This window comes from Streptomyces sp. NPDC020807, assembly GCF_040641575.1.
Classification (GTDB): Bacteria; Actinomycetota; Actinomycetes; order Streptomycetales; family Streptomycetaceae; genus Streptomyces.
This window is the reverse complement of record NZ_JBFADU010000006.1, coordinates 126,976-139,602: the sequence shown is the minus strand read 5'-3', so window position 1 is coordinate 139,602 and position 12,627 is coordinate 126,976. Positions and strand designations below refer to the sequence as shown.

Genomic DNA, 12,627 nt, shown 5'->3' with positions numbered 1-12,627 from the left:
GTCTTCTTCTCCCATGGGGGCCGATTGCCCGAGACCGCCGCGCGCACACTCAACTGCCGCCGAAACACGACTAGTTGTGGCGCGAGAGGAGGGTGTGGCAGAGGGGTGCGGCCGGGGAGCCCCGGCGCATGCCGTGCCGGGGCGCGGGTAAGCGGGGTCCCGTCGGCACGAGGACGCCCAAGGGGAGGAGACAGGTCATGTTCGGTCGAAGACTGTCGGGGAGGACGCCGAAGGGACAGCACGACGCTGCCGCCGACGGGGACGGGGGCGAGAGCCCGGAGCGGACGGAGCCGGACAGCGCCGCGACCCCGGCCGGGCCTCCCGTCCGGCGCGGGCCGGGCCGCCTCGTGCGGGCGGTCGTCGCCCTCACGGCCCTCGCCTGCACGATGGCGTTCGCCGTGGTCCTGGCACGGCTGACCCTGGAGGCCTCGCCGGCGTCCGTGCCCCTCACCCACAGCAACCTGACGCCCGGGCGCTCGATCGAGGCCTACCTCGCCCGGCCCGCGTTCCTGGACACCGTCAAGCAGCTCGGGGGCAACGTCCTCCTCGGCGTCCCCTTCGGCATCCTGCTGCCGCTGCTGTCCCGCAAGGCCCGTGGCTTCCTCCGGGTCGCTCTCGTCACCGCCGCCACCATGCTGCTCGTGGAACTGGTGCAGGGGGCGCTCGTGACGGGCCGCGCCTTCGACGTCGACGACGTCCTCCTCAACACGACGGGCGCGCTGCTCGGGTACGTGGCCGTCGGCCGGCGGCTGGGCCGCGCCGTATACCCCCGCACCCGCCCCCGCCGGTGGTGGTGGCGCCGACGCCCCGCCCGTACCCCGGCATGACGGCCGGGACGGCGGGCCCCGGCGTAGGACCGGCAGGGGCGGGTAGCCGCCGAGGCATGGCCGATCGCAACGTCCCCGAACGCCGGACCTCCGAACCCCTGCCCCCGCCCGCGGCCCCAGCCGCCGACCCGCCGGCCGACCGGTCCGGCGACCGGTCCGCCGACCCGCCCGGCGCCGAGCGCGCCGGACCGGGCGCCGTCGTCGAGGAGCGCGCCCCCGATTCGCCCACCGACCTGCCGAGGTCCTCCTGGGTCGCGGTGCTGAAGGGCTCGGTGCGCGAGTTCGTGGACGACGAGCTGACGGACCGGGCGGCGGCGCTGACGTACTACGGCGTCCTGGCGCTCTTCCCGGGCATGCTCGCCCTGGTCTCCCTGCTCGGGATCAGCGGGCAGCGGACCACCGACAGGGTGACGAGCAGCCTGCGGGAGCTGGCACCGGGACCGGCCCGCGACGTCCTGGAGCAGGCCCTGCAGGCCCTGAGCCGCAACACCGGCACCGGCGCCTTCATGGCCGGGGTCGGCGTCCTGGTGGCGCTCTGGTCCTCGTCCGGCTACGTCGGCGCCTTCATGCGCGCCGCGAACCGGGTGCACGACGTCCCCGAGGGCCGCCCCCTGTGGAAGCTGCTGCCGATACGGATCGGCATGACGGCGGCGCTCCTGGTGATGGGCGCCGCGGGCGCCCTGCTGCTCGTGCTCAGCGGCGACGTGGCCCGCCGGGCCGGAGACGCGCTGGGCGTCGGTGACACCGCCCTGACGGTCTGGTCGGTGGCCAAGTGGCCCGTCCTCGTCCTGCTCGCCGTGGCCATGATCGCCCTGCTCTACTGGGGCAGTCCGAACGCCGAGGGCCGCGGGTGGCGCTGGATCACCCCGGGCAGCGTGCTCGCCCTGCTGATCTGGATGGCGGCCTCGGCGGGCTTCGCGGCGTACGTCTCCGCGTTCTCCTCGTTCAACCGGGTCTACGGCACCATGGCCGGCGTCGTCGTCTTCCTCGTCTGGCTGTGGATCAGCAACCTGGCGGTGCTCCTGGGGCTGGAGTTCGATGCGGAGCTGCTGCGCCGCCGCGCGGTGGCCGGCGGCATGCCGCCGGACCGGGAGCCGTACGTCAAGCCGCGCGACACCCGGGCGTGGAGCGACGAGGAGCGGCGCGAGGCGGGCCTGCCGGGCACGACGCGCCACCACGGCGCGTGAGGGGCACGACGGCTACGGCCGGGGACACCGCCGCCGCTGTGGCGATCCACGGGGGCGGCGCCGAGAATGGGAGCACCGGACGGTGTGCCGGACCGGTGCCGGGCAGGGATTCAGGTGATCGCGTATGTGTCGGTGGCTCGCCTACCGGGGTACGCCGGTGCTGCTGGAAGCGCTCCTCTACCGGCCGGCCCACTCCCTCATCGACCAGAGCCTGCACTCCAGGATGGGCGTGGAGACGACCAACGGCGACGGCTTCGGCATCGGCTGGTACTCGGAGCACGACGAGACGCCGGCGGTGCTGCGGGACATCGGGCCCGCGTGGAACAACCGCAACCTGCGCGAGCTGGCGAACCACGTCGAGTCCCCGCTCTTCTTCGCCCACATCAGGGCGTCGACCGGAACGGCCGTACAGTAGGCGAACTGCCACCCCTTCCGGCACGGCCGCTGGATGTTCATGCACAACGGCGCCATCACGGGCTTCCCGCTGCTGCGCCGCGACCTGACCCTGCTCGTCGACCCCGCGCTGTACGCGGACATCGAGGGCACGACGGATTCCGAGGTCATGTTCTACCTGGCCCTCACCTACGGCCTCGACGACGACCCGCCCGCGGCCGTCGCGAGGATGGCGGGCGTGGTGGAGCGGGTCGGGCACGAACACGGGGTGGAGAACCCCCTCCAGATGACGCTCGCCCTCACCGACGGCGAGCGCGTCTGGGTCTTCCGCTACTCCAGCGCCCGGGCGTCCCGCTCGCTCTTCTACAGCAGCCGGGTGGAGGCCCTGCGCCGCCTCCACCCCGACGTCGCGTTCCTGCGGGGCATCTCGGAGGAGACCCGCCTCGTCGTCTCCGAGCCCCTGGGGGACCTCCCGGGCGCCTGGAACGAGGTGCCGGAGAACAGCTACGGCGTCGTGCAGCCCGGCACGGACGAACTCCACCGCTTCGCCCCGGCGGCGGCCTGACCGTACCGCCGGACAGGCGTGCCGGCGGGCCCGAAGCCGAGGACGCCGAGGGCGGGCCGGTCGACGTGCGACTCCCCCGCGGAAGGAGCACCCAGGGGGGTGAACCCGAAGGTCAAATACCCAGCGCACAAAGGTTTCTGACGCCACGTCGTCCCTCGCGCGCCACTAGACTCCTCTCCGATCTGCACTCCGGGGAAGGACGCACGTTGGACAGCTTCACGTACGACAACGGATCGCTGCGCTGCGAGGGGGTGGACCTCCACGACGTGGCCGCCGAGTACGGCACACCGACATACGTCTACTCGCGCTCCACGCTGGCGACCCATCTCGCCGATCTGACCGCCGCCTTCGCCGATCTCGACCCCCTGGTCTGCTACGCCGTCAAGACGTGCAGCAACCTGCACCTGCTGAGCGAACTGGCCTCGGGCGGCGCCGGCGCCGACGTGGTCAGCGGTGGCGAACTGCACCGGGCGATCACCGCCGGCATCCCGGCCGAACGCATCGTGTTCGCCGGTGTGGGAAAGTCGCAGGCGGAGCTCGAGGAGGCGGTCGCGCACAACATCGGCTGCATCAACGTCGAGTCCGAGTCCGAGCTCGAACTGCTCGCCCGCGTCGTGGCGGAGTCGGGCCGTCCGCAGAACGTCGCGGTCCGCGTCAACCCCGACGTCGAGGGGCACAACACCCCGGAGAAGACCACCACGGGCACCCGGGGCAGCAAGTTCGGGGTCGACCTGGAGCGGGTGGCGGACATCTTCGCGCGCGCCGCCGGGCTGCCCCACCTGCGGCTGACCGGTCTCCACGTCCACCTCGGCTCGCCGATCCACTCCCCCGAGCCGTACGTCCGCGCGCTGACCCGCGTCCTGGCCCTGGCGGCCGAACTGCGCGCCGCCGGTCACACCGTCGAACTCATCAACATGGGCGGCGGCTTCGCGGCGGCGTACGAGACGGGCAGCGCGCCCGGCTGGAAGGACTACGCCGAGGCCATCGTCCCCGTGCTGCGGCCGTTCGTCGAGGCCGGCGGCCGCGTGGTCATGGAACCGGGCCGCTCCATCGCGGCGAACGCGGGGATCCTCCTCACCCGGGTGCGCTACCTCAAGCAGGCCGGTGACCGCACCGTCGCGATCGTGGACGCGGGCATGAACAACCTCATCCGCGCCGCGTTCTACGACGCCTTCCACTTCATGTGGCCCGTCCGCCCCGCCGGCGGGGTCGTTCCCCCGGCGCGCACCGAGAGCCTCAGCCTCGACGGCAGCGTCCCGTACGACGTGGCGGGGCCGATCTGCGAGTCCAGCGACTACCTGGCCCGCGACCGCGCGCTCCCCGTCCTGCGGGAGGGTGACCTCATCGCCGTGTTCGGGGCGGGCGCTTACGGCATGACCATGGCCAGCCAGTACAACTCGTCGCTGCGTCCCGCCGAGGTCCTGGTGGAAGGCTCCGCCGGCCGTCTCATCCGGCGCCGCGACACCTACGAGGACCTGGTCGCCGCGGAGCTGGGCCTCCCCGGCAGCCGGATCTGACGCCCCGGCGGTCAGTCGGTGCGGGCGTTCTCGACCGTGCAGGTGACGGAGTGCGCGGCGCACCAGTGGGTGCGCCCGCCGACCAGCCGGAGCTGGAGGTCGGCATCGGCCATCCCCGCGCGGTCGAGGGCGGCGCGGAGGGCCGTGGGGGCGGGCTGGGGCGGGAGGCCGAGTACGCCGATGAGGACGACGCCGTTGCGGGCGTCGACGGAGGCGATCTGCCAGGCGCCCTGCGCGGCCCAGCGGTCGGCGACGGGGCGGGCGTCGGCGGCGAGGGAGCTGTCCTTGGCGACGGCGATCGTGCCGGTCGTGAGGGGGACCGCGACGAGGGCGACGACGGCGCCGACCGCGACGAGGGTCCGGCCGTGGAAGTCGCCCACGGTCAGCCCGGCCTCACGGGCCGCGTCCCGGACGCGGTAGGCGAGGAAGACGAGGGTGCCGGTCGCGACGATGGCCGCCACGTTCGTGGCGAAGAGGAGCGCCGACTCCCCGGCGTCGTGATAGCGGCCCACCGTGAGGAGCAGCCCGGTGACCGCCAGCGGCGGGACGAGGGAGATCGCGATGGCGACGCCGGGCAGGGTGTCGGAGATGTCGGTGCGGACCAGGGCGAAGGCGCCGACCGTGCCCGTGGCCAGCGCGGCGAACAGGTCGATCAGGCGCGGGCTGATGCGGGAGGACACCTGGCTGTTGTTGGCGAAGGCGTCCGGCGGCGAGACGATCCAGCCGAGCAGCATCCCGATGCACACCACGGCCAGCGCGCCGCCGATCACGAGCAGCGCGCTGCGGGTGACGTGGGCCCGGTCGGCGAGGACGAGGGAGAGCGCGGTGCCGAGGATCGGGGTCATGAGCGGGGCCACGATCATCGCGCCGATGACCGTGGCCGTGGAGTCGCCCACGACGCCCGCGCCGGCGATCACCGACGCGAGGACGAGCAGCACCCAGAACCGTGACGAGCTGGGGCTGCGCCAGTCGCGCTCGATGAAGAGGGATTCGGCCATCCGCCGGGCCGCCGCCGCGTCGACGCGGCGCGCCTGGGGGCGTCCTCCGGCTGCCTGCGCAGCGTGACCGTCGGTCATCGAACAGACCCTCCCTGTTGTTCGTTTCACGCAGTATGGGGTGGTTCGACACCTTGTGCGAGTCGAGGGAAGTCGTCGACACCGGAATCCACATTCAGGCGTGGCGAAACCGGCATGACAAGTCGCATAATTCGGGCATGGAGCCGGAAGCGCCTCGGAGCAACTGGACGTTCGTCACGAACCACGCCCGGATCCTCGCCATGGTCCTGCGGGACTCCGAGATCCGACTGCGGGACCTGGCGGAGGGCTGCCGGCTCACGGAACGGGCCGCCCAGGCCATCGTGACGGACCTGGAGACCGCCGGGTACCTCACCCGGGTACGCCACGGACGGCGCAACCACTACGAGGTCACGCCCGGCACCCTCTTCCGTCATCCGGCCGAGGGCGGGCACGAGGTCGCGGACCTGCTGCGGCTGCTGGTGGAGCTCGGGGCGGACGGCGCACACGACCCCTCACCGAAGGGAGCAGGGCCATGACCACTCGCTTCGACAGCTTGCTCCCCGCCGCCGCGGCGAAGCGGGCCGGGGACGCCCTGCTGTCCTCGATCGTCGCCGTCGTCGTCGAACCCGGACCGCTCCGGTCCCTCGCGCGGGTGTACGGCGAGATCGACCTCGACGACGCCGACGGCCTGCGCCGCGACCTGGCCGCCGCGCTCGACTCCAGCCGCGAGGGCCTCGACGTCGACCTCTCCGGTGTCATCTTCTGCGACAGCCAGGGCCTGCACCTCCTCGTCGACCTGCACCACCGGGCCCTCGGGGCCGGGAAATCGCTGGTCCTGACCGCGCTGAGCCGTCCCGTCGCCCGCCTCGTCGACGTGACCGGGGCCCGGGAGGTCCTCACCACCGGACCCTGAGGCGCCGGGTCCTGAGGCGCCGGGTCCCGAGGCGCCGGGTCCTGAGGCGCCGGGCGCCCCTCCGCGTCATACCGTGTTGACGTCCAGGAGGCGGTGGGTGCGGGTGCTCGCGCCCGTCAGGGCGAGGGGGATGCCGAGGCTCGCGCACATGCGGTGGGCGCGGGCCAGGGCGCTGAGGGTGGCGGGGGCGGGGTCGGCGGCCGGGACCGCGATGACGACGCGGGCCGGGCGGTGGTCCTGGACCAGTGCCTGGATCTGGAGGGCGGCCGCCGCCCGGTTGGTGACGTCTAGGTCGCGGTGGAGCGTGACGTACAGGACCTCGTGGCGAACGGTGTGACTGATGAGCATGGTGTCCCTCCGCGCAGGACGACGAGCGCCCACGCAGTCGGACACGGCGGGGAGCATCGTCCGAGGATGCCACGGTGACCGGCTCGCGGGCCGTCTCGTCGTGCGGTCGGACGCACGTGTCTGCCTGCGTCTTCCGCGGAACCCCGCTCCCCATTCACGTATATGAATCGGCGTCGGTCGCGGACTAGGGTGGGCAGGACCGGGGCGAACCGGTCGAGATTTCGAACGTGATTCCTTCTTTCCCACCAGGCCCCAGGCGGTTTCCATGAGCCAGTTCGACCTGCCCATCGACCAACTCCGCGCCCACCGCAGCACGTCCGTGGAGCCGGAGGACTTCGACGCCTTCTGGGCGAAGACCCTCGACGAGACGCGGGCGCACGCGCTCGATCCGCGGTTCGCGCGCGTCGAGACGGGGCTCGCGCTCGTGGAGACGTACGACGTGACGTTCGCCGGATTCGACGGGCACCCGGTCAAGGGCTGGCTCGTGCTGCCCGCCGGGACGGCCGAACCGCTCCCGGTGGTCGTCGAGTTCCTGGGGTACGGGGGCGGGCGCAACCTGCCGCACACGCAGCTGCTCTGGGCCGCGGCCGGGTTCGCGCACTTCGTCATGGACACCCGGGGGCAGGGCTCCGGCTGGGCGCCCGGGGACACCCCGGACCCGGTCGGCAGCGCCCCGGCCTTCCCGGGCTACATGACCCGGGGCATCGAGGACCCCGCCACGTACTACTACCGGCGCGTGTTCACGGACGCGGTCCGGGCCGTGGAGGCGGCGCGCTCGCACCCGCTGGTCGACGCGGCGCGCACGGCCGTGACGGGCGGGAGCCAGGGCGGCGGCATCAGCCTCGCCGTCGGCGGCCTCGTGCCGGATCTGGCCGCCGTGGCTCCGGACGTGCCGTTCCTCTGCGACTTCCCGAGGGCGACGACGCTCACCGACCGCATGCCCTACCGCGAGATCGGGAACTACCTCAAGACGCACCGGGGGAACGTGGGGAGGGTGCGGGAGACCCTCGCCTACTTCGACGGGGTCCACTTCGCGGCCCGCGCCACCGCGCCCGCGCTGTTCTCGACGGCCCTGGAGGACACGACCTGCCCGCCGTCGACGGTGTTCGCCGCGTTCAACGCGTACGCGGTCGAGGACAAGGAGATCGAGATCTACGACTTCAACGACCACGAGGGCGGCGGCCCGTTCCAGCAGGCCGCTCAGCTGCGCTGGCTGCCGGGGCGGCTGCGCGCGTGACGGCGTGTGCGTGACCGTGGGGGCGCGATGGGGGCGTGATCGTCGGGGCGTGCGTGACCGTGGGGGCGTGACGGTGTGCGCGCGTGGGCCGGGGCCGGGGCCGTGCGGCCGGCCCGGGCCCGGCGGGGTGGCGCCTCACGGACGGGCTCGGGCGCCGGGACGCCGCGGCGGGACACCGCGGCGGGACAACCCCTACGACCGCGGCTTCCTCGCGGGGGCGCCCTTGCCGCGCAGTGCCGCGGCGTAGGCGTCGTCCGGGTCGAGGCGGCGCAGTTCCTCGGCGATGAGCTCGGCCGTGGTCCTGACCTTCAGGGCGAGGACCCTGCTGGGCTGGCCGGGAATGGCGAGGCGGGCCACGGGACCCTCCGGGCGGTCGATGCGGATCTCGCCGCCGGCCGTGCCCATGCGGACCGCCGTGACGACCGGGCCGTCGGTGACGATCCGGTCGACGGAGACGCCGAGCCTCACCTCGAACCAGCGGGCCAGGAGTTCGGCGCTCGGGTTCTCCGCCTCGCTCTCGACGGCGGCCGAGGTCACGGTCGCGTGCGCCTGGTCGAGCGCGGCGGCGAGCATCGACCGCCAGGGCGTGAGCCGGGTCCAGGCGAGGTCGGTGTCCCCGGGTGCGTACGAGGCGGCGCGGGCGGCGAGGGCCGCGAGCGGGTCCTCGACCGCGTACATGTCGGTGATGCGGCGCTGCGCGAGCATGCCCAGGGGGTCGAGGGAGGGGACCTGGGGCGCGTCGACGGGCCACCAGACGACGACCGGCGCGTCGGGCAGGAGCAGCGGGAGGACGACGGAGTCGGCGCGGGCGCCCAGTTCGCCGTGGAGGCGGAGCAGGACCGTTTCGCCGGAGCCGGCGTCCGTCCCGAGCCTGACCTCGGCGTCGAGGCGGGTCTCGTGGCGCTCGCGCGGGGAGCGGGCGTGGCGCTTGATGACGACGAGCGTGCGGGAGGGGTGCTCCTTGGACGCCTCGTTGGCGGCCTTGACCGCGTCGTAGGCGTTCTCCTCGTCGGTCACGACGATGAGCGTGAGGACGACGCCGACGGCGGGTGTGCCGACGGCCCTGCGCCCCTCGAGGATCGCCTTGTTGATCTTGCTGGAGTTGGTGTCCGTCAGATCGATCTTCATGCGCCGCGCCCGTCCCTTCGTCTCCGGCGAGCCTAACCCTCTTCCACCGGTGCGCCGTCCGCCGGTGCGTCCCCGTCCGGCGAGGCCTGTTCCTTGGCCCGGCGGCCGACCACGGCAGCGGCCGCGAGCGCGGCACCGAGGAAGGCGGTGGCCACCACCCAGGGCCGGTCGAGGACGTGGCCGGTGGCGTGGTCGAGGGAGTAGCGCCCGGCGCCCGTGATGCCGATGGAGGCGGCGGTGAAGCCGAGGAAGGCGGGGTACTCGAATCCGCCGCCCTGGGCGAAGAAGCCGGCCGGGGCGTGCACGGCGACCGCCCCCGCCATCGCGCCCGCGGCGGCGGCGCCGGCCGCCGGGGTGGCGAGCCCGAGGGCGAGCAGGGCGCCGCCGCCCGCCTCGCCGAGACCGGCGGCGACGGCGCTCTCGCGGCCCGGCGAGAAGCCCATCGCCTCCATCGCGTGGGTGGTGCCCTCGATGCCGCCGCCGCCGAACCAGCCGAAGAGCTTCTGGGTGCCGTGCGCCGCGAGGACGGCGCCGGTGCCGACCCGCAGGACCAGCAGCCCGAGGTCGCGTCGGTTGAGGTGGGTCATGAGCAGTCTCCGTAACGGGTGGGGGGAGGGCTCGTTCCTCGACCACTCTCGGGCGCCTCGCCCCGCCGCGCCGCCCGGAGACACCGCCCTCTGCTCCATCGGAGTCATCTTTTGCGGCTTATGTTCCGTATTGCTTTAGTGAGGGAGCGATCACTGCTTTTGCCGAGGTAAGGGGATGCGCATGACCGCCGAGTCCGCCGAGACGGCCGCACTGCGGGAGAAGGTCCGGGCGCTGATGCCCCGCGCCAAGGAGGACCTCACGGAGCTGGTGGCCATGCGGTCCGTCGCGGACCCGCGCCAGTTCCCGCCCGAGGAGTGCGCGAGGACCGCCGACTTCCTCGTCCGGGCCTTCACCGAGGCGGGACTGCGCGACATGCGCCGGGTGACGACCCCGGACGGCACGGACGCGGTCGTCGGCCACGCCCCGGGCCCCGAGGGCGCGCCGACCGTGCTGCTCTACTGCCACTACGACGTGCAGCCCCCGCTCGACGACGCCGCCTGGCAGACCCCGCCGTTCGAGCTCACCGAGCGCGACGGCCGCTGGTACGGCCGGGGCTCGGCCGACTGCAAGGGCAACATCGCCATGCACCTGACGGCGCTGCGCGCGCTCGGGGGGCCCGAGGGCAAGGGCTTCCCGGTGAACATCAAGTTCGTCGCCGAGGGCTCGGAGGAACAGGGCACGGGCGGCCTGGAGAAGCTCGTCCCCCTCCAGCCCGAGCTCTTCGCCGCCGACACCCTGCTCGTCTGCGACACCGGCAACTTCGCGCTCGGACTGCCGACGACGACCACCTCCCTGCGCGGCCTGGCGAACGTGGTGGTCACCGTCTCCACGCTCAAGGGCGAGATGCACTCCGGCATGTTCGGCGGCCCCGCGCCCGACGCCCTCGCCGCGCTCGTACGGATCCTCGACGGCCTGCGCGACGAGAACGGCAACACGGCGATCAAGGGGCTGCCGGGCGACGGCGCCTGGGACGGCGTCGACTACCCCGTCGACCAGTTCCGTGCCGACGTCGGCACCCTCGACGGCGTCGACCTCGTCGGTACGGGTTCGGTCGCCGACGCGCTGTGGGCGCGGCCCGCCGTGACCGTGCTCGGCATCGACTGCCCGCCGGTCGTGGGTTCCTCCGCCGCGATCCAGGCGAAGGTACGGGCCCGGGTCAGCCTGCGGGTGCCGCCCGGCATCGACGCGGACGAGGCGCTCCGCGCCCTCAGCGACCACCTGACCTCGGCCGCGCCGTGGGGCGCGCGGGTCGAGGTGGAGCCCGAGAGCGGCGGCCAGCCCTTCCGGGCGCGCACCGACGGCCCGGCCTACGGCGCCCTGGCGGCGGCGCTCCGCGAGGCGTACGGCAAGGAGATGGTCCAGTCCGGGCAGGGCGGGTCGATCCCGCTGTGCAACGTGCTCGCCGGCCAGTTCCCCGACGCGGAGATCGCCCTGATCGGCGTCGAGGAGCCCGGCTGCCTCATCCACGCGCCGAACGAGAGCGTCGACCCCTCCGAGATCGAGCACATGGCGCTGGCCGAGGCGCTCTTCCTCCGCGGGTACGCGGCGACCGCCTCCGGCCGCTGACCCCCGCTGCCCTCCCTCCCCCTCCCCCGCACTGCCACTCCCTCCCCCCAACGGAAAAGAAGCGAGAGTTCCATGACGCAGACTCACGGCAGACCGGCCGACGGCGGACCGGCGCGGTCGGACGTCCCGCCGGGCCCGCTCGGCATGCTGGCCGGAGCCGCCTGGCAGGCGCTGCTGATCGCCGGACTCGTGTCGGTGGTCCTGGGCATCCTGGTGCTCGTCTGGCCGGGCGCCTCGCTGCTCGTGGCCGGTGTGCTCTTCGGCCTCTACCTGCTCTTCAGCGGCATCATGCAGCTGGTCGCCGCCTTCGGCACGCACGCGACGACCGCGCTGCGCGTCATGGCGTTCATCAGCGGCGCCCTGTCCATCCTGCTCGGCCTGTTCTGCTTCCGGGGCGCGATGCAGTCGACCCTGCTCCTCGCCCTCTGGATCGGCATCGGCTGGCTCTTCCGGGGCATCACGCAGACCGTGGCCGCGGCATCCGACTCCGCCATGCCCGCGCGGGGCTGGCAGATCTTCCTCGGCATCGTCAGCGCCCTCGCCGGCATCGTCCTGATCGTCTCGCCGCTGGAGTCGGCGGCGGTCCTCACCGTCCTCGTCGGCATCTGGCTGATCGTCGTCGGCATCGTCGAGGCCGTCACCGCGTTCATGGTGCGCTCCCGCGCCAAGAACCTGCCGCCGGGGGCATGAGGCGACGCCGCCCGTCCTGCGCCCGTTATCCGGCGTGATCCGACGGAATGCCCCGCCTTCCGAGCGCCCGGCAACCGCCCGCCGCCCGCCCGACCCCCGGGCGGGCGGCGGGCGCGCTTGACCTGTGCGCTACATTTTGCCGGTCCTTGACCACCGATCCCCCGTGATCGCGATCTTCCGGAGTCGGCATCCCATGAGCGACATCGTCAACGGCCTCGGCCGGGCCGGCGCCTACGGCGCCCTCGGCGTGGTCCTGCTGATCCTCGGCATCGTGCTCGTGGACGTGCTGACGCCCGGGAAGCTCGGCCGGCAGATCTGGGAGGAGCGCAACCGCAACGCGGCGATCCTCCTGAGCTCGGCGCTGCTCGGCATCGGCGGCATCGTCTTCACCTCCATCTGGACGACGTACGACAACTTCGGCAAGGGGCTCGTCTCCACCGCCGCGTTCGGCCTGCTCGGCCTCGTGATGATGGCCGTCGCCTTCCTCGTGGTGGACCTGGTCACCCCCGGCCGCCTCGGCGCGACGCTCGTCGACCCCGAGCCGCATCCCGCCGTCTGGGTGACGGCCTCCTGCAATCTCGCCGTCTCGGCGATCGTCTCCGCGTCGATCGCCTGACGGGCCGAACCCCTTCCGTTCCGTGAGCGCGTGGCC

Annotated in this window: 13 protein-coding genes and 1 pseudogene; 10 read left to right on the top strand and 4 right to left on the bottom strand. The window is 73.3% G+C overall.

Annotated elements, in window-relative coordinates; translation table 11 throughout:
- The first annotated feature begins 197 nt into the window (after positions 1–197).
- From AB0G79_RS12720 to lysA, 4 genes and pseudogenes are all read left to right on the top strand, one after another.
- The gene (locus AB0G79_RS12720) at positions 198–827 is read left to right on the top strand and encodes a VanZ family protein (protein WP_360804639.1); all 630 of its coding nucleotides are present in this window, start codon (positions 198–200) and stop codon (positions 825–827) included.
- A gap of 56 nt (positions 828–883) precedes the next feature.
- Positions 884–2,014, top strand: coding sequence for a YihY/virulence factor BrkB family protein (locus AB0G79_RS12715; RefSeq protein WP_360804636.1), 1,131 nt, complete (start codon positions 884–886; stop codon positions 2,012–2,014).
- Between the two features lie 124 nt (positions 2,015–2,138).
- Positions 2,139–2,972, top strand: a pseudogene (locus AB0G79_RS12710) (class II glutamine amidotransferase).
- A 206-nt stretch (positions 2,973–3,178) separates the two neighbouring features.
- On the top strand, positions 3,179–4,489 hold the full coding sequence (gene lysA, locus AB0G79_RS12705; protein ID WP_360804633.1) for a diaminopimelate decarboxylase: 1,311 nt from the start codon (positions 3,179–3,181) through the stop codon (positions 4,487–4,489).
- 11 nt (positions 4,490–4,500) lie between these two features.
- Here lysA and AB0G79_RS12700 read toward each other — a convergent pair whose 3' ends face one another.
- Positions 4,501–5,565: a TIGR00341 family protein gene (locus AB0G79_RS12700; RefSeq protein ID WP_360804630.1), complete on the bottom strand. Its 1,065-nt coding sequence runs from the start codon at positions 5,563–5,565 to the stop codon at positions 4,501–4,503.
- A 137-nt stretch (positions 5,566–5,702) separates the two neighbouring features.
- On the opposite strand from AB0G79_RS12700, the gene AB0G79_RS12695 reads away from it, so the two are divergent.
- Together AB0G79_RS12695 and AB0G79_RS12690 are read left to right on the top strand one after the other, a co-directional pair.
- Positions 5,703–6,041, top strand: coding sequence for an AsnC family transcriptional regulator (locus tag AB0G79_RS12695; RefSeq protein WP_360804627.1), 339 nt, complete (start codon positions 5,703–5,705; stop codon positions 6,039–6,041).
- Complete coding sequence (locus tag AB0G79_RS12690; RefSeq protein ID WP_360804624.1) at positions 6,038–6,418, top strand: STAS domain-containing protein; 381 nt, start codon at positions 6,038–6,040, stop codon at positions 6,416–6,418. The genes AB0G79_RS12695 and AB0G79_RS12690 overlap by 4 nt, the downstream gene beginning before the upstream one ends.
- Before the next feature lie 66 nt (positions 6,419–6,484).
- On the opposite strand, the gene AB0G79_RS12685 is transcribed toward AB0G79_RS12690, so the two are convergent.
- The gene (locus AB0G79_RS12685; protein ID WP_360804621.1) at positions 6,485–6,766 is read right to left on the bottom strand and encodes a hypothetical protein; all 282 of its coding nucleotides are present in this window, start codon (positions 6,764–6,766) and stop codon (positions 6,485–6,487) included.
- 265 nt (positions 6,767–7,031) lie between these two features.
- Here AB0G79_RS12685 and AB0G79_RS12680 point away from each other — a divergent pair, with 265 nt between their 5' ends.
- Positions 7,032–8,003, top strand: coding sequence for an acetylxylan esterase (locus tag AB0G79_RS12680; RefSeq protein WP_360804618.1), 972 nt, complete (start codon positions 7,032–7,034; stop codon positions 8,001–8,003).
- Positions 8,004–8,195: 192 nt separating this feature from the next.
- On the opposite strand, the gene opcA is transcribed toward AB0G79_RS12680, so the two are convergent.
- Positions 8,196–9,131: a glucose-6-phosphate dehydrogenase assembly protein OpcA gene (opcA, locus tag AB0G79_RS12675; protein WP_360804615.1), complete on the bottom strand. Its 936-nt coding sequence runs from the start codon at positions 9,129–9,131 to the stop codon at positions 8,196–8,198.
- A gap of 32 nt (positions 9,132–9,163) precedes the next feature.
- On the bottom strand, positions 9,164–9,718 hold the full coding sequence (locus tag AB0G79_RS12670; protein ID WP_360804612.1) for a DoxX family membrane protein: 555 nt from the start codon (positions 9,716–9,718) through the stop codon (positions 9,164–9,166).
- Positions 9,719–9,899: 181 nt separating this feature from the next.
- On the opposite strand from AB0G79_RS12670, the gene AB0G79_RS12665 reads away from it, so the two are divergent.
- From AB0G79_RS12665 to AB0G79_RS12655, 3 genes are all read left to right on the top strand, one after another.
- Complete coding sequence (locus AB0G79_RS12665; RefSeq protein ID WP_360804609.1) at positions 9,900–11,285, top strand: dipeptidase; 1,386 nt, start codon at positions 9,900–9,902, stop codon at positions 11,283–11,285.
- Between the two features lie 72 nt (positions 11,286–11,357).
- Positions 11,358–11,975 (top strand): HdeD family acid-resistance protein, encoded by a 618-nt coding sequence (locus tag AB0G79_RS12660; protein ID WP_360804606.1) that lies wholly within the window; start codon positions 11,358–11,360, stop codon positions 11,973–11,975.
- A gap of 193 nt (positions 11,976–12,168) precedes the next feature.
- Positions 12,169–12,591: a DUF350 domain-containing protein gene (locus tag AB0G79_RS12655; RefSeq protein ID WP_360804603.1), complete on the top strand. Its 423-nt coding sequence runs from the start codon at positions 12,169–12,171 to the stop codon at positions 12,589–12,591.
- Positions 12,592–12,627 lie beyond the last annotated feature (36 nt).

What these genes read in the sequence shown, in the direction of transcription:
- opcA (WP_360804615.1), bottom strand. Translation starts at nt 9,131, where the DNA reads ATGAAGATCGATCTGACGGACACCAACTCCAGCAAGATCAACAAGGCG.
- AB0G79_RS12720 (WP_360804639.1), top strand. Translation starts at nt 198, where the DNA reads ATGTTCGGTCGAAGACTGTCGGGGAGGACGCCGAAGGGACAGCACGAC.
- AB0G79_RS12700 (WP_360804630.1), bottom strand. Translation starts at nt 5,565, where the DNA reads ATGACCGACGGTCACGCTGCGCAGGCAGCCGGAGGACGCCCCCAGGCG.
- AB0G79_RS12715 (WP_360804636.1), top strand. Translation starts at nt 884, where the DNA reads ATGGCCGATCGCAACGTCCCCGAACGCCGGACCTCCGAACCCCTGCCC.
- AB0G79_RS12690 (WP_360804624.1), top strand. Translation starts at nt 6,038, where the DNA reads ATGACCACTCGCTTCGACAGCTTGCTCCCCGCCGCCGCGGCGAAGCGG.
- AB0G79_RS12680 (WP_360804618.1), top strand. Translation starts at nt 7,032, where the DNA reads ATGAGCCAGTTCGACCTGCCCATCGACCAACTCCGCGCCCACCGCAGC.
- AB0G79_RS12685 (WP_360804621.1), bottom strand. Translation starts at nt 6,766, where the DNA reads ATGCTCATCAGTCACACCGTTCGCCACGAGGTCCTGTACGTCACGCTC.
- AB0G79_RS12695 (WP_360804627.1), top strand. Translation starts at nt 5,703, where the DNA reads ATGGAGCCGGAAGCGCCTCGGAGCAACTGGACGTTCGTCACGAACCAC.
- AB0G79_RS12665 (WP_360804609.1), top strand. Translation starts at nt 9,900, where the DNA reads ATGACCGCCGAGTCCGCCGAGACGGCCGCACTGCGGGAGAAGGTCCGG.
- AB0G79_RS12660 (WP_360804606.1), top strand. Translation starts at nt 11,358, where the DNA reads ATGACGCAGACTCACGGCAGACCGGCCGACGGCGGACCGGCGCGGTCG.
- AB0G79_RS12655 (WP_360804603.1), top strand. Translation starts at nt 12,169, where the DNA reads ATGAGCGACATCGTCAACGGCCTCGGCCGGGCCGGCGCCTACGGCGCC.
- AB0G79_RS12670 (WP_360804612.1), bottom strand. Translation starts at nt 9,718, where the DNA reads ATGACCCACCTCAACCGACGCGACCTCGGGCTGCTGGTCCTGCGGGTC.